This is a genomic window from Collinsella sp. TF08-11AT, assembly GCF_003437035.1.
Taxonomy (GTDB): domain Bacteria; phylum Actinomycetota; class Coriobacteriia; order Coriobacteriales; family Coriobacteriaceae; genus Collinsella.
Genome location: NZ_QSRL01000005.1, coordinates 39,836 through 60,693, shown reverse-complemented (window position 1 = coordinate 60,693; position 20,858 = coordinate 39,836). Strand labels below are relative to the sequence as shown.

Annotated in this window: 16 protein-coding genes and 1 riboswitch; of the genes, 7 read left to right on the top strand and 9 right to left on the bottom strand. The window is 60.4% G+C overall.

What is annotated here, in order from left to right; all coding sequences use genetic code 11:
• Positions 1–49: 49 nt before the first annotated feature.
• Together DXC79_RS04790 and DXC79_RS04785 are read right to left on the bottom strand one after the other, a co-directional pair.
• The gene (locus tag DXC79_RS04790) at positions 50–709 is read right to left on the bottom strand and encodes an RluA family pseudouridine synthase (RefSeq protein ID WP_233503005.1); all 660 of its coding nucleotides are present in this window, start codon (positions 707–709) and stop codon (positions 50–52) included.
• A gap of 15 nt (positions 710–724) precedes the next feature.
• Positions 725–3,220 (bottom strand): U32 family peptidase, encoded by a 2,496-nt coding sequence (locus tag DXC79_RS04785; RefSeq protein ID WP_117635337.1) that lies wholly within the window; start codon positions 3,218–3,220, stop codon positions 725–727.
• A 298-nt stretch (positions 3,221–3,518) separates the two neighbouring features.
• Here DXC79_RS04785 and DXC79_RS04780 point away from each other — a divergent pair, with 298 nt between their 5' ends.
• On the top strand, positions 3,519–3,896 hold the full coding sequence (locus DXC79_RS04780) for a RidA family protein (protein ID WP_035137477.1): 378 nt from the start codon (positions 3,519–3,521) through the stop codon (positions 3,894–3,896).
• A gap of 122 nt (positions 3,897–4,018) precedes the next feature.
• Here the strand turns inward: DXC79_RS04780 and DXC79_RS04775 are convergent, their stop codons facing one another.
• Entirely contained in the window at positions 4,019–4,675 is a 657-nt protein-coding gene (locus tag DXC79_RS04775; RefSeq protein ID WP_233503003.1) for a transcriptional regulator, read from the bottom strand.
• A gap of 352 nt (positions 4,676–5,027) precedes the next feature.
• Here DXC79_RS04775 and DXC79_RS04770 point away from each other — a divergent pair, with 352 nt between their 5' ends.
• From DXC79_RS04770 to xdh, 5 genes are all read left to right on the top strand, one after another.
• Positions 5,028–6,422 (top strand): uracil-xanthine permease family protein, encoded by a 1,395-nt coding sequence (locus tag DXC79_RS04770; RefSeq protein WP_117635336.1) that lies wholly within the window; start codon positions 5,028–5,030, stop codon positions 6,420–6,422.
• Between the two features lie 196 nt (positions 6,423–6,618).
• Entirely contained in the window at positions 6,619–7,974 is a 1,356-nt protein-coding gene (ssnA, locus tag DXC79_RS04765; RefSeq protein ID WP_117635335.1) for a putative aminohydrolase SsnA, read from the top strand.
• A gap of 149 nt (positions 7,975–8,123) precedes the next feature.
• A complete protein-coding gene (ygfK, locus tag DXC79_RS04760) occupies positions 8,124–11,123 on the top strand; it encodes a putative selenate reductase subunit YgfK (RefSeq protein WP_117635334.1) in 3,000 nt (999 codons plus the stop codon).
• Positions 11,124–11,134: 11 nt separating this feature from the next.
• Positions 11,135–11,614 carry a 4Fe-4S binding protein gene (locus tag DXC79_RS04755; protein WP_117635333.1) on the top strand — a complete coding sequence of 160 codons (480 nt, stop codon included), beginning with the start codon at positions 11,135–11,137 and terminating at the stop codon, positions 11,612–11,614.
• Between the two features lie 12 nt (positions 11,615–11,626).
• Positions 11,627–14,404 carry a selenium-dependent xanthine dehydrogenase gene (gene xdh / locus DXC79_RS04750; RefSeq protein ID WP_117635332.1) on the top strand — a complete coding sequence of 926 codons (2,778 nt, stop codon included), beginning with the start codon at positions 11,627–11,629 and terminating at the stop codon, positions 14,402–14,404.
• Between the two features lie 537 nt (positions 14,405–14,941).
• On the opposite strand, the gene DXC79_RS04745 is transcribed toward xdh, so the two are convergent.
• The 4 genes from DXC79_RS04745 to DXC79_RS04730 all read right to left on the bottom strand — a co-directional run bounded on the left by DXC79_RS04745 (position 14,942) and on the right by DXC79_RS04730 (position 17,202).
• Positions 14,942–15,160, bottom strand: coding sequence for a hypothetical protein (locus DXC79_RS04745; RefSeq protein ID WP_117564167.1), 219 nt, complete (start codon positions 15,158–15,160; stop codon positions 14,942–14,944).
• Between the two features lie 51 nt (positions 15,161–15,211).
• Positions 15,212–15,694 (bottom strand): hypothetical protein, encoded by a 483-nt coding sequence (locus tag DXC79_RS04740; RefSeq protein WP_117635331.1) that lies wholly within the window; start codon positions 15,692–15,694, stop codon positions 15,212–15,214.
• Positions 15,695–15,751: 57 nt separating this feature from the next.
• Positions 15,752–16,207: a helix-turn-helix transcriptional regulator gene (locus tag DXC79_RS04735; RefSeq protein WP_117564169.1), complete on the bottom strand. Its 456-nt coding sequence runs from the start codon at positions 16,205–16,207 to the stop codon at positions 15,752–15,754.
• Between the two features lie 572 nt (positions 16,208–16,779).
• Positions 16,780–17,202 (bottom strand): hypothetical protein, encoded by a 423-nt coding sequence (locus tag DXC79_RS04730; RefSeq protein ID WP_117564170.1) that lies wholly within the window; start codon positions 17,200–17,202, stop codon positions 16,780–16,782.
• Between the two features lie 8 nt (positions 17,203–17,210).
• Positions 17,211–17,301, bottom strand: a riboswitch (SAM riboswitch).
• Positions 17,302–17,570: 269 nt separating this feature from the next.
• Here DXC79_RS04730 and DXC79_RS04725 point away from each other — a divergent pair.
• Positions 17,571–18,893 (top strand): ATP-binding protein, encoded by a 1,323-nt coding sequence (locus DXC79_RS04725; protein ID WP_117635330.1) that lies wholly within the window; start codon positions 17,571–17,573, stop codon positions 18,891–18,893.
• A gap of 37 nt (positions 18,894–18,930) precedes the next feature.
• On the opposite strand, the gene DXC79_RS04720 is transcribed toward DXC79_RS04725, so the two are convergent.
• A complete protein-coding gene (locus tag DXC79_RS04720; RefSeq protein WP_117635329.1) occupies positions 18,931–19,917 on the bottom strand; it encodes a hypothetical protein in 987 nt (328 codons plus the stop codon).
• Positions 19,918–20,040: 123 nt separating this feature from the next.
• Positions 20,041–20,694, bottom strand: a complete 654-nt coding sequence (locus DXC79_RS04715; RefSeq protein WP_117635328.1) for a transcriptional regulator — start codon at positions 20,692–20,694, stop codon at positions 20,041–20,043.
• Positions 20,695–20,858 lie beyond the last annotated feature (164 nt).

Sequence of the window (20,858 nt, the reverse complement as noted above, 5' to 3'; positions counted from 1 at the left end):
GCCATTGCGGCAAAACCACCATAAAGGTGCTTGTCCCCTTTGTGGTGGTTTAGGGCTCCCAGGGGCAGGGGGCTTCGATGTGGATGTGCTCGCCGGTTACGGGATGCGTAAAGGACACGCTGTGGGCATGGAGCATGAGGCCGCAGGGGCGCGGCGTTCCGTACAGGTCGTCGCCAACCAGGGGATGATGCTCGCTTGCCAGGTGCACGCGAATCTGATGCTTGCGGCCGGTGAGCAGCTCGACATCAATATACGAGCGCGTGGGCAGGCCTCGACGGCTCTTAAGACGCTTGAGCACCTTTACGCGTGTTTGAGACGGCTTGCCGCTGGCGCCGACGCGCATCTTTCGACTGTCGTGACGGTCGCGGGCGATGGGCTTGTCGATGAGCTTTTCGTTCCAGTCGATCTTGCCCTCGGCCAGCGCCAGGTAGTGCTTTTCGAACGCGTGGTCGATGATCATCTGATCAAAGGCGGGCTGCGTCTGCTTGTCGAGTGAGAACAGCACCACGCCGGTGGTGTCACGGTCCAAGCGGTTGAGCGGCTGCATGTCGGTCGCGGCAAAGCCGTCGCCCATCGCCAGCAGCAGGTCGCTGGCGTAGTCGGTGAGCGTGCGCTCGCCGGTGCCATCGCCGTGGACGATCATACCGGCAGGCTTGTCGATGGCCATGAGCCAGGCGTCGCAGTAGAGGACTTGAGGTTCTTCGTTCACGTGTAAGCCTTTCAGTTAGCTGATTCCGACAAACATGCAGCCCGAGGTCGCCCCGCGTAGGCGGGCGGCGGGCTTGCGACCGGCCTGCGCGGCCTCGACGGCGCGACGGACGCGGGCGACGGCACGGCCCACCTCATCCGTCTCGAGCAGCGTTCCGTCCACCATGAGACGGCGCACGCCGGCGTCGAGCAGCTGTGGAACCTGCGGTGTGAGGTCGATGGGGTAGGCGTCGTACAGGCGAGAGCGGCCGTGGATGTCGGTGCGGACGGGCATGACCTTTCCGTCGATATTCTTGAGCGAGAGCTTACGGGCACGCAGGCGGCAGCTGGCACAATCGTGGATGCAACCGTTGGCAACCTGCAGAATGCAATGCTCGCTTGTCATGACGCGCGGGCGGCCAAAGACGGTGATGCCTAGAGCCGCGGGCGCGGCGGCGCCGAGCGAGACAATCTCGTCGAGCGTGATCTCGGGCGAGAGCCAAAACGCACCGGCTCCGCGCTCGGCAAGCGCCTCCATGCAGGGCGTGTTGTGCACCGGCAGGCAAGAGCGAATCTCGGCCGTGGCGCCAACCTGGGCGGCCAGGGCAAGCTCAGAGATGTTGCCAATAGCGACCGTGGCGCCGGCAACAACCCATGGGTCAACGCGGGCGTGGTCAACGGCGCGGCAGACCTCGTCGAGTGCGGGCACAATACCCTGCTCAAATGCATCGGCAGGGGAGAGTCCGACAGCCTCGAGCGCGTCGGTGGTCATGTAGATGCGCGTTGCACCCTCCGCGCGAGCGGCCTCGGCGGCCTCGAGCGAGGTGACGGTAGCGCAGATCTGCGGCTCATCGCGGTAGTGCTCGGGCGCGGGGCGGGAATCATTGGTGACAGTCGCCGGTAGCTCGAGCGTGCGGGCGCGCTCCTCGTACGGTGCCAGAATGGCCTCTTCCAGCGCCTTGCAAGCGGCGGCGCGCACCTTGTGCACGGCGGAGAAGCCCATACCGCAGCCCTCATCGAGCGCCACCTCAAAGCTCGCAGCCTCAAAGGGAGAGGAACCCATGCGGCCGACGTGCTCAACCAGATCGGACGCCTCGACCGCACGGGTCTTGGCGGCCTCGACGGTAAAGCCCGTGGCCGTGGCCGTAAGCGAAGGGCCGTCGCAGCAGGTGAGCGTAACGGTAAACGGCTCGCCCAGACGCGCCACGACGGACACATCAACAGCTCGGCGGCGCAGCACATCGCGCTTGAGCGCGGCGCCGGCGGCGTCGATGGCACGCTGACTGCGAATCACGCGGACGCGGCAGCCCTCGGGCATGCTGCGGGGTACGCGACATTCGATGACTTCACCGGCTGCGGCATCATCGGCGGCAATGGTGGTCAGGAACTGGTCAAACTCGTTATCGTGGCGAAGCTCCAGCAGGTCGCCCTTGCCCACGGGCTCAAACAGCTCAATGCGGGCGATGGCGGCGCGGCGACGGCGGTCGTCGGGCTTGAGGCCGCGCACATCGCGGTTGGCCGGGCGGCTGCCCAGCACCGTGCCCACGATCTGGCCGCGGTTGTTGGAACGCTCATAGCTCATCATCTCGTCGCCCGAGGTGCCGTCCTGATAGGCGTGCGTAAAGTCGCGGTTAAAGCAGCGCTTGAGCTGGCGCTGGCGGGCGGCTTTCTCGTCCTTGGCAACGGTGGTTCCGGCCAGCATGTCATCAATCTGATGACGATACACGTCGACGATGGAATACACGTAATCGGGCGCCTTCATGCGGCCCTCGAGCTTGAGCGACGCGGCGCCGGCGTCATACAGGCGGCGAACAAGTTGTGAGGTGTTGGTGTCACGCGGGCACAGCGCGCGCTCGCGACCGGCAGGGGAGAGCGAGCGACCGTTCTCGTCGATCAGCTCGTAGGGCAAGCGGCAGGGCTGGGCGCACATGCCACGGTTGGCCGATCGTCCCGCCATGGCAAAGCTCGAAAGCAGACACAGGCCAGAGTAGCAAAAGCAGATGGCGCCATGGCTAAAGACCTCAAGGTCCACATCGGGCGCGGCATCGTGAATGGCGGCAATCTCGTCGATGGAAAGCTCGCGCGAGAGGGTCACGCGGTCGGCGCCCTGCTCGCGGCACCAAAGGGTTCCGCGGTCGTCGTGGATGTTCGCCTGGGTCGAGATATGCGTCTCGATGCTGGGCATCGTGCGCTTGACCTCAAAGAACAGGCCCCAGTCCTGGATGATGAAGGCGTCGGCGCCTAGCGTGGAGCAGCGATGGATGAGCTGCAGCGCATCGCTCATCTCGGATTCCTTGATGACGATGTTGACCGTGACGTAGACGCGCGAGCCGGCCAGATGCGCGGCGCGACAGGCCTGCTCAAAGGCCTCGTCGGTAAAGTTGGTGGCCTTGCGGCGTGCGTTGAAGCTGCCCATGCCGCAGTAGATGGCGTCTGCCCCGGCGGCGAGCGCGGCGGCAAAGGGCTCGGGCCCTCCGGCGGGCGCCAAAAGCTCAGGTCTGCGGTTGGTGGTTCGACTGGCGGTTGCGGTCATATCCTGCCTTTCAAAATGCTCAGATACTCAAAAGTATAGTGGTGCCGTCGCGATGGACGATGCCCGTGCTCCAAGCGGGATAAAGTCTTCAGCAGCTTGGGCTGGCTGACCCCGTGGAGAACCGTTCAGCGGTCCGGGGAAACCGTTGGACGATAAAATATTCTCGCAACGTGATAATAATCTTGCATCGCGCGGAAACCTTGAGTACTATCCCAATCAAGCGCGGTGTTCAGACCGAACTGTGCCTCCCGGTGTGAACGCCGCGCTCCCGTTCCCTTTTACTTGTAAGGAGAAAAACATGAGCAAGACCGTCGTGTCTTCCGATAACGCACCCGCAGCCATCGGCCCGTATTCCCCCGGTATCCAGACTGGCAACATGGTGTTCCTGTCCGGCCAGCTGGGCATCGACCCCGCAACCGGTAAGATGCCCGAGGGCGTCGAGGCCCAGGCCAAGCAGTCCCTTGCTAACGTCGAGGCCCTGCTGACCGCTGCCGGCGCCACGTTTGCCGATGTCGTCAAGACCACGGTCTACCTGGCCGACATCGCCGACTTTGCCGCCGTGAACGAGATTTACGCCTCCAAGTTCGAGGCTCCGTTCCCCGCGCGCAGCGCTTTCCAGGTTGCCGCCCTTCCGGCTGGCGGTCTGGTCGAGATCGAGGTCGTCGCCGCTCTCTAAGGTGTTGGTAACAACTAAACATGACATGCAAAAAGACCCTGCAGCGCGTGTGAACTGCAGGGTCTTTTGTCAAGCGATGCGACAAAAATGATCCGTTTCCCTTCGTCCCCAAGGGATCACGTTTAGCCCTCCTTGCGGACTTTTTGCAGGTAGCGGTACACGCTGGGCTCCGAGATGCCCAACGCGGTGGCAGCGCAGGCCACGGCGCCCTTGAGCATGAACACCCCGTTGCCGTTGAGGTGGCGAATGACGTCCACGCGGTCGCTCTGACCAAGCGACGCTACATCCAGCCCGCGCGCGCTCAGCAACTCGGCAATGCTGCGGTCGATGAGCTCCTGGGTGGACTCCGAAAGGCTTTCGACCTCGATAGGGGCGGGCTCCGTGCGCGTCGGCGCTGCGTCGAAGCACGCCATGAGCTGCTGCGCCATGGTGTTGATGGAGCGCACGGTCGAGAGGTCGGTGTTGACGCAGAGCATACCGACGATCTCGTTATCCTCGCGGATAAAGTACGTCGCCGACTCCAGCGTTTTGCCGCCGGCGCCGCGGCCCTCGTAGCCCGTAATAAACGGCAGGTCGCGATACTTGGGGTCGTGCATGATCTTGAGCGCCAGATCGGTGGCAGGACCGCCGATCTTACGGCCGCTCACGATGCCGTTGCGAATATCGACGATGGCGTGGTCGGGATCCGAGAAATCGTGCAGCACGATTTCGCTGTTCTTACCGAGTATCTGCTCCAGGAAATCGACCATCGGCAAAAAGCGGCGTACGGTCTCGTTCACGGGCAACTCCTTTGGGTGAAATCGGAAATGTTCATAACAATTTTTTCTCATGGTAACACGCTGCTCATCATCTCGTATATCCGCAGGTACATTGCGTAATGCAGACGAACGGTATGATTTTGGCGGTAAACGGTCGACCAAAAGAAAAGTAAGATGTTATTTAGACCAGACACATTCCTGACCTGCGGAAACGAGTGATTTTAGCCGAAGAATAGTCTGATAACAAAAAATTATTATTGAGAATGAGAACCATCTTTAATACGATATCCAACGAAGGCACAACCTCAACCCCGCACTGCGTCACAATAGAGCGTTAGATGCGAAAACAACTATTTCGAGGATTGGTGGTCAAATGACCCAGGAGACGGTTAAGAACGGCACTGAAGCCCTGTTCAGTCGCGAAGGCATGCCTCCCGTTAAGGAAATGATCCCGTGTGCCCTTCAGCACGTACTGGCATCGTTTGCCGGCATCATTACCCCGGCTGTCATCATGGCCGGCGTCTACGGCTTTAATAGCCAGCAGAGTACCGACATCATCCAGGTCGCGCTCATTCTTTCGGCGATCGATACGGCCCTTCAGGCCTTCGCTCCCTTCCGTCGCATCGGCGGCGGCCTGCCCATCGTCATGGGCGTTTCGTTCGCGTTCCTGCCGGCTCTGCAGGCCATGGGTGCCTCGGGCTTTAGCTTTGGTGCGCTGCTGGGCGGCGAGATCGTCGGCGGCGCCGTCGCGGTCCTCTTTGGTCTGGCCTACAGCAAGATCAAGTGGCTGTTCCCGCCCGTCGTGACCGGTACGGTCATCTTCTCCATCGGCGTTTCGCTGTATCCCACGGCCGTCAAGTATATGGCCGGCGGTATGGGTACGCCGCTGTGGGGCACTCCGCAGGCCTGGTGCGTCGCTCTTATCACCTTCGCCGTGGTCTTTGCGCTCGCCAACTTTGGCAAGGGCACGCTCAAGCTGGGATCCGTGTTCTTTGGCATGATCGTTGGCATGATCGTTTCGATCCCCTTTGGCATGATCGACTTCTCCAGCGTCGCCACCGCTCAGGTCTTCGCCCTTCCCAAGCTCATGCCCTACGCGCTCGAGTTTGATCCCGAAGTCTGCATTACCCTCGCTGTTGTGTTCCCCATGGTTGCCATCCAGGTTATCGGTGACGTCTCCGCCGCCTGCCTGGGCTCCATCGACCGTATGCCCACCGAGCGCGAGCTCTCCGGCGCTATCGTGTCCCAGGGCCTCACCTCTATGGTCGGCGGCCTGCTGGGCGGTCTTCCCACCAGCGCCCTTGGCCAGAACGTGGGCATCATCTGCTCCAACAAGGTCGTCAACAAGTGGGTCTTTGTGATCATCGCGGCCGTCTTTGCCATCGCCGGTCTGTTCCCGCAGCTCTCTGCCGTCCTTTCCGCTATCCCGCAGCCCGTCATCGGCGGCGCGACCGTCGGCGTCTTTGGCACCATCACCATGAACGGCGTGCGCATGTTCACCCGCGAGGGCCTCACGCAGCGCACTACCACCATCGTCGGCACCTCCGTCGTCTTTGGCCTGGGTATCTGGATGGCCAGCGGTTGCCTTGCCGGCGAGGGTATGCCCGCCTGGGTGTCCACCGTCATCGGCTCCAATGCCGTGACCCCCACCGCCATCATGGCCATTGTCCTTAACCTGATCCTTCCGCAGACGCCGGTCGTGGCTCAGCACATCGATGCTGCCAAGGACGCTGCCGTGGATCTGGTCTTGCCCGAGAGCAAGAAGTAACCAATTCGGTGCTATTCGTCGGCGGGCGCATCGCCTCGTCCGCCGACGTCATGCGGCGCCAAGCCGCACTTCAAAGGGTTTGTCCCTTTGGTGAAGCGTTGACGGGAGAGGGCCCGTTTCCGGTGTAGGCCGGCGCTTCGCACTTCCGCCATGTCAGAGGTGTCAAACCCCGCCCCTGATGTTGAAGGGAGCATTCATGCTTCTGGTCGCTAACGGTTCCGTCTTTACCCGCAACGCTCAGACCCCGTTCATTCCAAACGGTGCGGTCGCCATTGACGGAGATACGATCGTCGAAGTGGGCCCCGAGTGCGAGCTCAAGGCCAAGTACCCGGATGCCGAGTACGTCGATGCCCAGGGCAACCTCATCATGCCTGGACTCATCAATTGCCACACCCACATCTACTCGGGTCTGGCCCGCGGCCTTGCCATTAAGGGCTGCAACCCCACCAACTTCCTGGAGAATCTTGAGCAGCAGTGGTGGAAGATCGATGACAACCTGACGCTCGACGGCACCAAGGCCAGCGCCTATGCCACGATTCTTGACTCCATCCGCGATGGCGTCACCACGATCTTCGATCACCACGCGAGCTTCTGCGAGATCCCAGGCAGCCTCTTTACCATTAAGGATGCAGCTCAGGAGCTGGGCATGCGTTCGTGCCTGTGCTACGAGGTCTCCGACCGCCGCGGTCAGGAAAAATGCGACCAGGCCATTGCCGAGAACGCCGAGTTTGCCCAGTGGGCCGCCAAGGAGCGTCGCGATAACGACAACCACATGATCGCCGCCATGTTTGGCGGTCACGCCACCTTTACGCTGTCGGACGAGACCATGGATAAGATGGCCGAGGCCAACAACGGCCTGACCGGCTTCCACATCCATGTGTGCGAGGGCATGAATGACGTGTGGGACTCCCGCCTCAACCGCGGTGGCATCAGCCCCGTCGAGCGCCTGCTGCAGCACAATTTGCTGGGTCCCGACACCATGCTCGGCCACTGCATCCACGTGACGCCTGCCGAGATGGATATCGTCAAGGAGTCCGGCACCTGGCTCGTCAACAACCCCGAATCCAATATGGGCAACGCCGTGGGCTGCGCCCCCGTGCTCGAGTTCTTCCGCCGCGGCATCCCCGTGTGCATGGGCACCGACGCCTACACCCACGATATGCTCGAGAGCCTCAAGGTCTTCCTGATCATCCAGCGCCACAACGCCGCCATGCCCAACGTGGGCTGGTGCGAGGCCATGACGATGCTGTTCGAGAACAACGCCAAGATGGCGAGCAAGTACTTCGATCGCAAGCTCGGTGTGCTTGAGCCCGGCGCTGCCGCCGACGTTATCGTTATGGACTACAAGCCCTTTACGCCGCTGAGCGAGGAGAACATCGACGGCCACATGCTCTTTGGCATGATGGGCAAAAACTGCCGCACCACCATCATCAACGGCCGCGTCCTGTACAAGGATCGCGAGTTTGTCGGTATCGATGAAGAAAAGATCAACGCGTGGACCATGGCTGAGTCCAAGAAGCTCTGGAGCACGCTCAACGATCGCACCTACTAATTACAAGTAGATTCACGCGCGTCGGATGTTTCGCCGCATCCGGCGCGCGCATAGGCGGCCTCCGCGGGGTCGCCGGCGCTTGTGCTAGCGCTACACCGTATTTGCGCCCGCCGCGCGGTCTCGCCGGGCGTTACAGAGAGGAGCTCACTATGAGCGACATCATGAGGCCGATCCCGTTTTCGCAGCTGATGAACTGGATCATCGAGGAGCATAAGACCCAGGACGCCATCTTTGGCGTGCGCAAGATGGTCACGACCAACCAGGAGGGCGCGCTTCCCATTTTTGACGAGCGCATCGAGACTCCGTTTGGCCCGGCTGCCGGCCCCAACACGCAGCTGGCCCAGAACATCGTGGCATCCTACGTGGCCGGTTCTCGTTTCTTTGAGCTCAAGACCGTCCAGGTTATGGACGGCGAGGAGCTCTCCCGTTGCGTCAACAAGCCCTGCATTGTGGCGCAGGACGAGTGCTACAACTGCGAGTGGTCGACCGAGCTCGAGGTTCCGCAGGCCTTTGCCGAGTACGTGAAGGCATGGTTTGCCTGCCACCTGATCGCTCGCGAGTACGGCTTGGGCAGCCCGGACGGCTTTGTCTTCAACATGTCCGTGGGTTATGACCTGGAGGGCATTAAGAGCCCCAAGGTCGATGCGTACATTGAGGGCATGAAGGACGCCAGCGGCTCCGAGGTTTGGAACGAGTGCCGCACGTGGGCGCTTGCCAACCTGGACAAGTTTGAGCATGTCGACGCCGCGTTTGTCGAGTCCATCCCGGCGCGCGTCTCCAACTCCATCACCGAGTCTACCCTGCACGGCTGCCCGCCGGCGGAGATCGAGCGCATTGCGACCTACCTCATCACCGAGAAGGGCCTCAATACCTACATCAAGTGCAACCCCACGCTGCTGGGCTATGAGTTTGCCCGCCAGCGCCTCAACGAGCTGGGCTTTGACTACATCGTCTTCGATGACACGCACTTCCGCGAGGACCTGCAGTGGGTCGACGCCGTGCCCATGTTCGAGCGCCTGATTGCCCTGTGCGCCGAGCGCGGCCTGGAGTTTGGCGTCAAGCTGACCAACACGTTCCCCGTCGACGTGACGAGGAACGAGCTGCCTTCCACCGAGATGTATATGTCCGGCCGTTCGCTGTTCTCGCTGACCATCGAGGCTGCCCGCCGCATTACCGAGCAGTTTGACGGCAAGCTGCGCATCAGCTACTCCGGTGGTGCCACGGTCTACAACATCCGTGCCCTGTACGATGCCGGCATTTGGCCCGTTACCCTGGCGACCGACGTACTCAAGCCCGGTGGCTACGAGCGCTTTAGCCAGATGGCCAGCGAGTTTACCGATCTGGACGGCAAGCCGTTCGCGGGCGTCTCTCTCGAGGCCGTGACCGCGATCCAGACCGACTCACTCACCAACCCGCTCTACAAGAAGCCGCTGCGCCCGCTGCCCGATCGCAAGGTCGCCGGCAAGAGCCCGCTTTCCGACTGCTTTACCACGCCGTGCCGCACGAGCTGCCCCATCCAGCAGGATATTCCCGCCTACCTGGCGGCTGTTGACGAGGGCCGCTACGAGGACGCGCTCAACATCATCATCGAGCGCAACGCCCTACCGTTCATTACCGGCACCATTTGCCCGCATCCTTGCGGCCGTGCCTGCGAGCGTGCATTCTATGAGCCCGAGGGCGCCCAGATCCGCGCCAGCAAGCTCAAGGCCGCCCGCGAGGCCATGACCGCCGTGCTGCCCAAGCTGCGCGCCCAGGCCATCGCCAACGACGGCGAGCGCAACGTTGCCGTTATCGGCGGCGGCCCGGCCGGCCTGGCGACGGCGTTCTTCCTGACACGTGCCGGCGTGCCCGTCACTATCTTCGAGGCCCGCGATTCGCTCGGCGGCGTGGTCCGTCACGTGATCCCCGAGTTCCGCATTGCGAGCGACGATATCTCGCACGACGCCGAGCTCTGCCTGGCCTTTGGCGCCAAGGTTCAGCTCAACGCCCGCGTGGAGTCCATCGACGAGCTCAAGGCCCAGGGCTTTACCGACGTGGTCGTGGCCACCGGTGCCTGGATGCCCGGCTCTGCGGGCCTGGGCGAGGGTGCCGAGCTCGACGTGCTGGAGTTCCTCGAGGCCGCCAAGAAGGGCGAGAAGCTTGAGCTGGGCGAGGACGTCGTGGTCATTGGTGCCGGCAACACCGCCATGGACGCCGCCCGCGTGGCCAAGCGCCTGGCAGGCGTGAAGAACGTGCGCCTGGTGTATCGCCGTACCAAGAAGCAGATGCCCGCCGACGAGGAAGAGCTCGATCTTGCTCTTGCCGATGGCGTTGAGTTTTGCGAGCTGCTGGCGCCCAAGGCGCTCAACGGCGCCGTGCTGACCTGCGACGTCATGGAGCTTGGCGAGCCGGATGCAAGCGGCCGTCGCAGCCCCGTCGCCACGGGCGAGACCGTCGAGCTTTCCGCCACCACGGTGATCTGCGCCGTGGGCGAGGGCATCGATGCCAGCCTGTACGATGCCGCGGGCGTCGAGCACGACCGTCGCGGTCGCCTTGCCGCCACCTCCACCGGCGTCGAGGGCGTCTGGGCTGCGGGCGACTGCCGCCGCGGTCCTGCCACCGTGGTCGAGGCTATTGCCGACGCCGCCGAGGTCGCCCGTGCCATCGCCGGCGTGGACTTTAACAAGTACGCCGACCGCAACGAGCAGGCCGGTCGCGAGGACACCTGCTACGAGCGCAAGGGATCGCTGTGCCGCGACAAGCGCAACTGCACCAAGACCCGCTGCCTGGGCTGCGGCTCGGTGTGCGAGGTTTGCTGCGACGTGTGCCCCAACCGCGCAAACGTTGCTATTAAGGTGCCGGGCCTGGCCAAGCATCAGGTGGTACATGTCGATGGCATGTGCAACGAGTGCGGCAACTGCGCCGTGTTCTGCCCCTACCAGGAGGGTCGTCCCTACAAAGACAAGCTCACCCTGTTCTGGAGCGAGCAGGACATGGAGAACTCCGAGAACGAGGGCTTCCTGGCCGTGGACGAGGATCACTTTAAGGTCCGTGTTGCCGGCACGGTCCGTACCGTCTCGGTCGATGCCGTCAACACCGGTCTGCCCGAGGCCGTCCGCCTGACCATCAAGGCCGTGCGCGACAACTATTCGTACCTTCTTAAGAAATAGGCGAGTCTCTTATGGCCAAATCCATTCAACATAACGTGGCCTACGTTGCCTGCGGAAGCGGCTGTGCTTCCGCAGGCGGCGACGCCCGCTGCAGCGAAGGCTGCATTGGCTGTGGCGCCTGCGTCACGGCCTGCCCCCACGGCGCCATTGCGCTGGTTGATGACATCGCCCGCGTGGATCGCTCCAAGTGCACGGGCTGTGGCCTGTGCGGCATGGCGTGCCCGCAGCGCGTGATTGCCTTCGTTCCCGGCTACCAGAACATTCTGGTGCGCTGTAACAACACCGACAAGGGCGCCATTGCGCGCAAGATCTGCGACACGAGCTGCATCGGTTGCGGCATGTGCGCTAAAAAGTGCCCTGCCGGCGCTATCCGCATCGAGGACAACTGCGCCCATATCGACGGCGCGGACTGCCTGTCGTGCGGCATGTGCGCCGTCGTCTGCCCGCATGGCGCCATCCACGACCGCACCGGCATCGCCGCCGGCGTGTAGAAGGGAATCACCATGGCACAGGAATTCACTTTTACCGTTAACGGCGTCGAGCGCACGACGACTCAGAACAAGCCGCTGCTCCGCTACTTGCGCGACGACCTGCACATCCATTCCGCTAAGGACGGCTGCTCCGAGGGCGCCTGCGGTACCTGCACCATCCATGTAGACGGCGCGGCCGTCAAGGCATGCGTACTGACCACCGCTCTTGCCGCCGGCCGCAACATCGTGACCGTCGAGGGCCTGCCCCAGGACGTGCGCGAGGCCTTTGTGTACGCCTTTGGCGCCGTGGGTGCCGTGCAGTGCGGTTTTTGCATCCCCGGCATGGTCATGGCGGGTGCGGCGCTCATCGCCGAGGACCCCGAGCCCACCGAGGAGCAGATCAAGTACGCCATCCGCGGCAACATCTGCCGTTGCACCGGCTACAAGAAGATCATCGAGGGCATTTCACTGGCCGCTGCGGTGCTCCGCGGCGAAAAGCAGATCGACGAGGATCTGGAGCGCGGCGACAACTACGGCGTAGGCAAGCGCGCCTTCCGTATCGACGTGCGCAAGAAGGTGCTCGGCGAGGGCAAGTACCCCGACGACATCGACGAGATCGACCAGACGGGCCTGACCTATGCCAGCGCCGTGCGCTCCAAGTACCCGCGCGCCCGTGTGCTCTCCATCGATACCTCCAAGGCCGAGGCCCTGCCCGGTGTGGTGGGTATCCTGCGCGCCGAGGACGTGCCGGTCAACCAGGTCGGCCACCTTATCCAGGACTGGGACGTCATGATCGCGGCGGGCGATATCACCCGCTGCGTGGGCGATGCCATTGTGCTGGTGGTTGCCGAGGACGAGGCGACGCTCGAGAAGGCCAAGAAGCTCGTAAAGATTGATTACGAGCCGCTGGAGCCCGTGCGTAACATTGTCGAGGCCAGGGCTGCTGACGCCCCGCGCCTGCACGACAGCTTCTTTGCCTTCGGCAACACGGTGGAGCTCAAGGACAACGTGTGTCAGAGCCGCCACGTGACGCGCGGCGACGCCGCCAAGGCGCTGGCCGAAAGCGCGTTCACCGTGACGCAGCGCTTTACCACGCCCTTTACCGAGCATGCCTTCTTGGAGCCCGAGTGCGCCGTTGCCTTCCCGTACAAGAACGGCGTCAAGGTGCAGTCGACCGACCAGGGTGCCTACGACACGCGCAAAGAGTGTGCCCACATGTTTGGCTGGGATAGCGAGCCCGAGCGCGTGGTCGTCGAGACCATGCTCGTGGGCGGCGGCTTTGGCGGTAAGGAGGACGTTTCGGTCCAGCACCTGGCCGCGCTCGCCGCATATAAGCTCCAGCGTCCTGTGAAGTGCAAGCTCACGCGTGCCGAGTCGCTTGCGTTCCATCCCAAGCGCCATGCCATGGACGGCACCTTTACGCTGGGCTGCGACGCCGAGGGCAACTTTACCGGCCTGGATTGCGAGATCAATTTTGATACCGGCGCCTACGCGTCGCTGTGCGGTCCGGTGCTCGAGCGCGCCTGCACGCACGCCGTCGGCCCCTACAAGTACCAGAACACCGACATTCGCGGCTTTGGCTACTACACCAACAACCCGCCCGCCGGCGCGTACCGCGGCTTTGGCGTTTGCCAGTCCGAGTTTGCACTCGAGAGCCTGATCGACTTGCTGGCAGAGAAGGTCGGCCTGGATCCGTGGGAGATTCGTTACCGAAACGCTATCGAGCCGGGTGAGGTTTTGCCCAACGGCCAGATCGCCGATTGCTCCACGGCGCTTAAGGAGACGCTGCTCGAGGTCAAGGACGCCTACTATGCGCATCCCGGACATGCCGGTATCGCCTGCGCCATGAAGAACGCCGGCGTGGGCGTGGGCCTGCCCGATGCCGGCCGCTGCAAGATTCGCGTCGAGGATGGCCGCGCCGTGGTCTACGCCGCCACGTCCGACATCGGCCAGGGCTGCAACACGGTCTTTTTGCAGGACGTTGCCGAGGCCTGCGGTCTGCCGCTGAGCCGCATCGCCAACGGCGAGTGCTCCACCGAGAATGCTCCCGACTCCGGCACCACGTCTGGTTCGCGTCAGACGGTCGTGACCGGCGAGGCCGTGCGCGGTGCCGCCTTCCTGCTGCGCGATGCCATGCTTGACATCGAGGCCGGCAAGCCCGCACCCGATACTCCCGTGAGCGCGCATGGCGACGGCGTCAAGATCGAGTACGACGACGGTCGCGCCTATCAGTTGCGCACGCAGGAGCTCGTCGCCGGCCAGGGCATGCATCCTCAGGATCCCGCGACCGCCATCAAGGCGCTCGAGGGCTGCGAGTTTGGCTACGTGTACCTGGAGCCGACCGACAAGCTGGGCGCTGACGTTCCCAACCCCAAGAGCCACATCTGCTACGGCTTTGCCACACATGTGGTCATTCTGGATGATGACGGCCGCGTGAGCGAGGTCTATGCCGCGCACGATTCCGGCAAGGTGGTCAATCCCATCTCCATCCAGGGTCAGATTGAAGGCGGCGTGCTCATGGGTATGGGCTATGCGCTTACCGAGGACTGGCCGCTCAAGGACTGCGTACCCCAGGCAAGGTACGGTACGCTCGGGCTGTTCCGTGCGCCCGAGATTCCGGATATCCACGCCATTTACGTGGAGAAGGACGAGCTGTTGCCCGTGGCATACGGCGGCAAGGGCATCGGCGAGATCGCAACGATCCCCACGGCGCCCGCCGTGCAGAACGCCTATCGCGCATTTGACGGCAAGCTGCGTCCGGATCTGCCCATGGTGGATACGCCCTACAGCCGCGCCCGTCACCGCGGGTAGGGTAGAACGCGGACGCCCATTGCTGACGGACCGTCCGCGCTCAACATCAACTGCATATGCTGTGCCTTTGGCCCCGGCTCCATCGCGAGCCGGGGCCTTTTGCTTGGAGCGGAAACTGTGTCCCGGAATAGGCGCTCAGAATGGGATGCGCTTTCCCCTTGGAGCCCTCGGCGGAGATTGCATCCCAGAATCCGCGCCTGGAATGGGACACACGATTGTCCGTGCCCGCATCCCACCATATTCGGGATGCGGGTTTCTGCGCTTTTGTGCATCAGGCAAGCAGCTGCTTTTGGCGGCTCTCCCGGGCTGCGCATCGCTTGTGATGTCGATGCGACCGACCAGAGAGTCGGCGCATTGGTCAATCGCATTACAAAAGACAGGTTTATTGAGATTGGTGAACTGACGGCCATGGCCCATACCATTGTGGTTGCCTAGATTGAAAGCTGAGATGGAAAGTGCTTTCGGACAGGAGGGCAATATCAAGCCCCACGTTCCCTGTGGGAAGTGGGGCTTTCAAGGGCTGCTAGTTAATAGTTATTAGAGGTAGCCGTTCAGCCAATCGGGCATATTGGGATCGTCAATGCTCCACGAATCTTCTTCATGCTCGCTTTCTTCCCAGTTGCTTTCGTCCCCATCGAAGAACTTGCGCCTATTACACTTGTATTTGACAACCGTGTCGCCCTCACGGCGGTATTCATTCCAGTAGTAGTTTTGCTTTCCGTATCCGTTCCATTCTTGAGTTCTGTATATGACCATGGTGTCTCCTTTTCGTTTGCGTACGCGGGGCGCACGGTGTATCAGATTTGACTACTGGGCTATGACTTGCGCAATGTGAGTTTTTTTGGCGTTAATGCTCGCAAGTTCGTCGGAAGTAAAAACAAACGGGACAACCGCTTCATCCCATTCGATATTTGAGAAGGTATAACCGGCGCGCGTTACTTTGACTGTTTCTTTCCCAAAGAGTTTGCCGACTTCTGTGAGCTTGTAACCCCAGGGCTCTTTTGTCATCATTCCGCTGGAGACGAGACGCTTGTTAACTGCCTGATTCGAAAGAAGCAAGTCATGTCCGAGTCCCGTTGCAGTCTTCTTGACTCCGGTAAGGTTGACCACTGGCAAGGAGGCCTTTTCTGCTGCCTTAGCAATCGTGGCAACACCTTTGTCTGCGCCGTTGCAAATAGTTTTGAATTTAGGCGTATGGCCCGTTTTCGCGGCAATCGTAATGCTAACGATTGAACTGATTGCCACAAATACACCGATGCCAATCTGGACTTTGTGCTGCTCGAGCCACACGAGGCCTTTGTTCTTTGCGGGCAGATCAGTGTTTTCCGACTCCAATTTCTGTACACCTCATTTCTTGATTGATTTTGCAAGTTGATATGCAAGAGAGCCCAATGCCGGAATCAATGCCGATGAAGCGGGGATTAGGGCGGCGGTGAGAGCGGTTGCTCCAACTATGGCGCTCTGCTTAGTAGCTGCCTCTTGTTGTGTCCCCTTCTCATCCCCTTCTTTAAGGGCATTTTGCATCTTCTCTAGTTTGGGTGCTACTGGTTGGTCAACGAATAGCTGAATTATTTTTGCCAGATCCTCGTTTCCGCTGACGGCGATTTCGTTGTTGAATACCGCCCTGATGGCGAGATAGTGCATCTTCGTCATCTGCGTTTTACCCGTCTCAAGGCTGCTGACGGTTTGCTTTGTTATGCCTAGTTCGTTCGCAAGCCGTTCGCCACTCCAGCCCGCCGCCTTGCGAATGGTTGACAGGTGAGCTTGGAGCCTGCTGACTAGTTCATCATCCGTTGAAGTCATTTCTGCCTCACATATAGTAAAGAATCCTTATTACTGTCAGATATTATATACCCAGTCAGAAATTTAGCAATTACTAAGTGAGTCTTAGTTTATTCGGCTGGCTCCTGAATCTCCTCAGTTTTAAACTGAATTGAAAACGATACCGACGCCGGCGTCTTGTTCTCATGTTTTAAAGGTATGGGCAGGTATTGTTCGACAGACGATGGCCTCGATGCCGATTTCATGCATCCCCTCAGGGGTCATCCGTCCAGGAACCTGTTTTCCATTGTTGCGTGGTCAGCGAGACGTGCAAGGAGCACGTCGACCGTATGGGCGGCTGTTATTTCTGCACAGTTGAGAGGGCATCTTGGAAGACGTGTCCATGGCGATTTTGGGAGACGCTAACCGCTTGGATTATAGTGGACGGTCGGTCTTAGAGGCCTATGGGTGGGAGATGTTGTTTCACTTGCCAACGACCGGCCGGGGTCTGGCTTAACCGACGTGGAACGTGATTGCGCCATCTGGTAGCAAGTCGAGTTGCAGATGAGTACACCCGATCGTGTGGAATAAGGCTTCAGGAGCGCTCCGCCTGTTTACACCCCCGCAATCCCGCGCGCGGCACTCAGCAGCTCATACTCCCTCTGGCTCCACTGGTGCAGCTTGGCAGCCTCGACGGCATCACGACACAAGTCCAAAAACACCTCGGCGCCCTCGCAGAAGCACTCACGGGCAAAGTCACCCGAGCCGCTTGCGACGCACGAGCCGTCGGCAAAGAGCTTCCAGCTGGACGACTCGCGCGAGTCGTCTCCGAGCAGCTTGATCTGTAGCACGTGCGGGTCGCCGGCAACGCAGAGCTCTTCCTCGAGCACCTGCACGGTAAAGCGCATCTGGTGGGAGAGGCTGCTCTTGACCATGGCCGAGGCATAGCCGTTCGGCTTGTCCAGAAGATGCATTCGTTTTGGCTTGGCTACCAGGTTGTGGAAGTTGCGCTCACTGCGCACGGAGAAATTGTCCATACGGACTCCTTTCATCGATGTTGGCAGGGCCACCGTGCCTCTTGGCCGGTTGGCGTCGGGATCGTGGAGCCAACTCTCTACCCCGACTCTGGATAAAACGCGCCCGCTCCTTGCTGGCACGATGGAGTCTATCAGCGCGCGCGGACACAAATCAAGCGCCGCCTGCGAAATGATGTGCAGACGGCGCTTGATTTCGCCGGCTGCTGTTAGGCTTAAATCCGAAAAAGTGTCGAAATATCCCGTGTAAAAGTACGGAAAAGTGTCGTAATACACACTTCAAAATCTCGAAAAAGTGTCGAAATGAGCATCTAGCAACCACGGAAAAGTGTATCCTAGTGCTAAAACAGCACGTAATAAGGGGTGCGCTTATGCTACAGAGAAAAGCGAAAGCACAGTTTGAATCTTGGCTTGCCTCGTCGCCTAACAAGGCTCTTTTGGTCAAGGGCGCCCGACAGGTAGGAAAGTCATATTTGGTCAACGTCTTTGCAAATGAATCGTTCGAAAATGTCGTGACGTTCGACCTTATCGCCGACGCGTCCGTGCGCGATTCGTTTTTGGCGGCGAAAAGTGCGGATGATCTGCTTATGCGTATGTCTATTGCTGCAACGCAGCCGATGGTTGCGAACAAGACCGTTGTGGTTATCGACGAGGTGCAGCGATGCCCCAACGTGGTGACGTTTATCAAATATCTGGTCCAGCGCGGCGACTTTCGATACATCCTTACCGGATCGCTCCTTGGCGTTGAGCTCGAGGGCATCGATTCCCTGCCGGTGGGGTATGTCGAGCAGGTCCAGATGTACCCGCTCGACTTTGAGGAGTTTTGCTGGGCAAATGGCGTTGGTGCCAGCGTGTTTGACATGCTCAGGGGCTGTCTAAAGAATGAGGGGGAGCTTCCCGGCTATCTGTATGACCGCTTGCTCGATCTGTTCCATCAGTATGTGGTGGTGGGAGGCATGCCCGACGCGGTCAATTCCTTCTTGGCGACGCGCAATGTCGACGAGGTTCGAAACATCCACCGCGATCTTCACGCCCTGTATCGCGATGACATCGCAAAGTACGCTCCGCCCGAGCTGCGCTTGGTTATTCGCGATATCTATGATCTGATTCCCAGCGAGGCCGGTTCCAAAAACAAGCGATTCAAACTGTCATCGATTAACGGTGTCAAACGTTTTTCGCAGGTGACAGATCATTTCCTCTGGCTATCGGAGGCGGGTGTCGCGCTTCCTGTGTATAACGTAACGGCGCCCGTGGCACCCCTTTTATTGGGGGAGCAACGAAATCTGTTTAAGCTGTTTTACTTGGACACCGGAATGCTTATGTCGTCGTATTCCAAAAGGGTCGCCCAAGGCGTTTTTGATGGGGAGGCAGAAGGCCCCTTTGGCATGAATATGGGGGCGGCATTCGAGGGCTTCGTTGCCCAAGAGCTCAAAGCCCACGGATTTAGATTGCGCTACTTTACGTCCAAAAAGGTCGGTGAGCTCGATTTTGTGGAAGAGACGTTCGATGGGGAAGTGCTCGCCATCGAGGTCAAATCGGGCAAGAGCTTTAAGTCCCACGCGGCGCTCGATAACGCACTGGCAACGAAGGGCTACGGAATCGATCGCGCCCTGGTACTTGCGGAATGTAATCTTCACCGCGATGGTGACGTGCTGTATCTGCCCATCTTTATGGCAGGGCTTTTGGAGCCGTAACGTGCCGCCGACTCTTCCGACCCTCCCTTAGCCCTCGCTACTCGTCGTCCCCGTCGTTGGGGTCGCCCTTGAGGGTGTTGATGTCCAGATACTCGTTATCGTCCTCTTTTTGCTGGGTCTCCGACTCCGCTTGGGTGGGGCCGGAGAACAGCCGGAATCCCTCAAACGCAATGACACCGAGCAGGGCAATGACAATGGCGATAAAGGCAACCTTGACTGCCTGCGGAAATTCCGAGAAACGCAGCGCCTTTTCCTCGGCGTAATAATCGGCGAAGCGTTCTTCGCCTGTGCTTTTGGTATACACCGGCGCGGACGCGGCCTCCGGGTCATATTCCGGTGCAGGCGTGGCAGCGTACGGATCGTTGAGATAATCGCTCGATGCGGTGCCATAATCCTCGGTCTCGATGCGACCGTTGCCAGCATAGCCATCGGAATAATCGGAAAATGCCGTACCGCTCTCATAGTCCGCGGCACTCGTGTTGGCGGCAAAAAGCGGGTTAACTGGAACGTCGAGCGCCGGCATGTCGGTAGAGGTCTCATCCAGATCGGCTGCAGCCCACGAATCGTAGGCAACCTGACGGGCAACGGGCTCATCGAGCCTTGCGACCGGAGGCTTGCGTGCCGCAGGAACAGGCAACTGCTGGGCGCTGTACATAACAGTGCTGTCGGCCGATTTGCCCTGCGTCGCTGCAGCGAGAAATGCCGCCGTCTCGGACGGGTCGCTTGCGGGGCGGGGAGCGGGCGTGGGCGCCGAAGTGGGTGCGGGCGTAGGCGCGGGCGTCGAAACGGGCGACTGCGCAGGAGTCGGCGCAGATGCGGGCTTAGGCGCAAGTGCGGGATTGGGGTTTGACGGGCGAGCCCCGCCGCCCATGAGTTCGTCGGCGGTCCACGGGCGATCATTCATCACGTCGTCAAGGCTCAGCGAAAACAGGTCGTCTTCGCCCTCATCGAACATGCGGTGCACATGTCCACCAATTGCCGGAATCAATCCGCGACCGGTGCATGATGCCTTGCTCAACGCCATTCTGTTCCATCCTTTCGAAATATTAATGACATCGATTATATGGAACTTCCCAAGCGGCTCGGTCTTGGATTCGTGCTTTCCAGAACTCGCGCCCAAAAGGGGAGGGGCAATCCGGGCGAGTGCCTACTTGTCGCCGGCCGCCGCCTTGGCCTCATTGAGGTAGCTATAGAAGCTGTATTTGGAGATGCCAAAGAACTCGCAGGCGCGCTCGCTCGACTTGGAAATGAGGAAGGCACCGCGACGGTCGAGGTAGCCAATGGCACGAATGCGCTCGTCTTTGGTCATGAGTGCCGCGGGCTTGCCCACAAACTGCTCGCACTCGTGCAGCAGGTCCTCGAGCAGGTCGCCGATGTTCTTGGTAATGGGCTCGGGCTCGGTATAGCCCGTGCCGCCGGTGCCGATAAAAGCGTCGAGTGAACGCTCAAAAGCCTTCATAAGCGTAATGTCAAAGTTGATGCCCAAAATGCCGACGGGCTTGCCCTCGTCGTTGCGGATAAAGATCGTCGAGGACTTGAGCAGCTTGCCATCGGTGGTTTTGGTGAGGTACGGCTCGCGGTCGTGTATGTCGGTGGTGCCCTCGTGCATGGACTCAAACACGATATGGCTGGGGCCGTCACCCAGTTTGCGCCCGCTGACGTGGCCGTTTTCGATCACTACGATGGAGTGGTCCACGTCCTCGGTCTCCAGATCGTGGACGACGACTTCGCAGTTGGGACCAAATTGGAGCGCCAGACCGTGTGCGAGGCGCTTGTAAAACTCAATCTGTGCGGGGGTCATGGGTGCCTTCCTAAAAATTAGTTTGGGCACACTTTGCCATAAACCACACTTGTTCGCAAATAACGAAAGCGTTGCTGCGTTATGTGACCGTTCGGCGGCGAAAAGGTACCGATTACGGCAACAAACAATTTGTTAGGTATACCAATCAAAAAGTGTGATAGAAC

What these genes read in the sequence shown, in the direction of transcription:
- DXC79_RS04725 (WP_117635330.1), top strand. Translation starts at nt 17,571, where the DNA reads ATGCTACAGAGAAAAGCGAAAGCACAGTTTGAATCTTGGCTTGCCTCG.
- DXC79_RS04770 (WP_117635336.1), top strand. Translation starts at nt 5,028, where the DNA reads ATGACCCAGGAGACGGTTAAGAACGGCACTGAAGCCCTGTTCAGTCGC.
- DXC79_RS04720 (WP_117635329.1), bottom strand. Translation starts at nt 19,917, where the DNA reads ATGGCGTTGAGCAAGGCATCATGCACCGGTCGCGGATTGATTCCGGCA.
- DXC79_RS04755 (WP_117635333.1), top strand. Translation starts at nt 11,135, where the DNA reads ATGGCCAAATCCATTCAACATAACGTGGCCTACGTTGCCTGCGGAAGC.
- DXC79_RS04780 (WP_035137477.1), top strand. Translation starts at nt 3,519, where the DNA reads ATGAGCAAGACCGTCGTGTCTTCCGATAACGCACCCGCAGCCATCGGC.
- ssnA (WP_117635335.1), top strand. Translation starts at nt 6,619, where the DNA reads ATGCTTCTGGTCGCTAACGGTTCCGTCTTTACCCGCAACGCTCAGACC.
- ygfK (WP_117635334.1), top strand. Translation starts at nt 8,124, where the DNA reads ATGAGCGACATCATGAGGCCGATCCCGTTTTCGCAGCTGATGAACTGG.
- DXC79_RS04735 (WP_117564169.1), bottom strand. Translation starts at nt 16,207, where the DNA reads ATGACTTCAACGGATGATGAACTAGTCAGCAGGCTCCAAGCTCACCTG.
- DXC79_RS04715 (WP_117635328.1), bottom strand. Translation starts at nt 20,694, where the DNA reads ATGACCCCCGCACAGATTGAGTTTTACAAGCGCCTCGCACACGGTCTG.
- DXC79_RS04730 (WP_117564170.1), bottom strand. Translation starts at nt 17,202, where the DNA reads ATGGACAATTTCTCCGTGCGCAGTGAGCGCAACTTCCACAACCTGGTA.
- DXC79_RS04745 (WP_117564167.1), bottom strand. Translation starts at nt 15,160, where the DNA reads ATGGTCATATACAGAACTCAAGAATGGAACGGATACGGAAAGCAAAAC.
- xdh (WP_117635332.1), top strand. Translation starts at nt 11,627, where the DNA reads ATGGCACAGGAATTCACTTTTACCGTTAACGGCGTCGAGCGCACGACG.
- DXC79_RS04785 (WP_117635337.1), bottom strand. Translation starts at nt 3,220, where the DNA reads ATGACCGCAACCGCCAGTCGAACCACCAACCGCAGACCTGAGCTTTTG.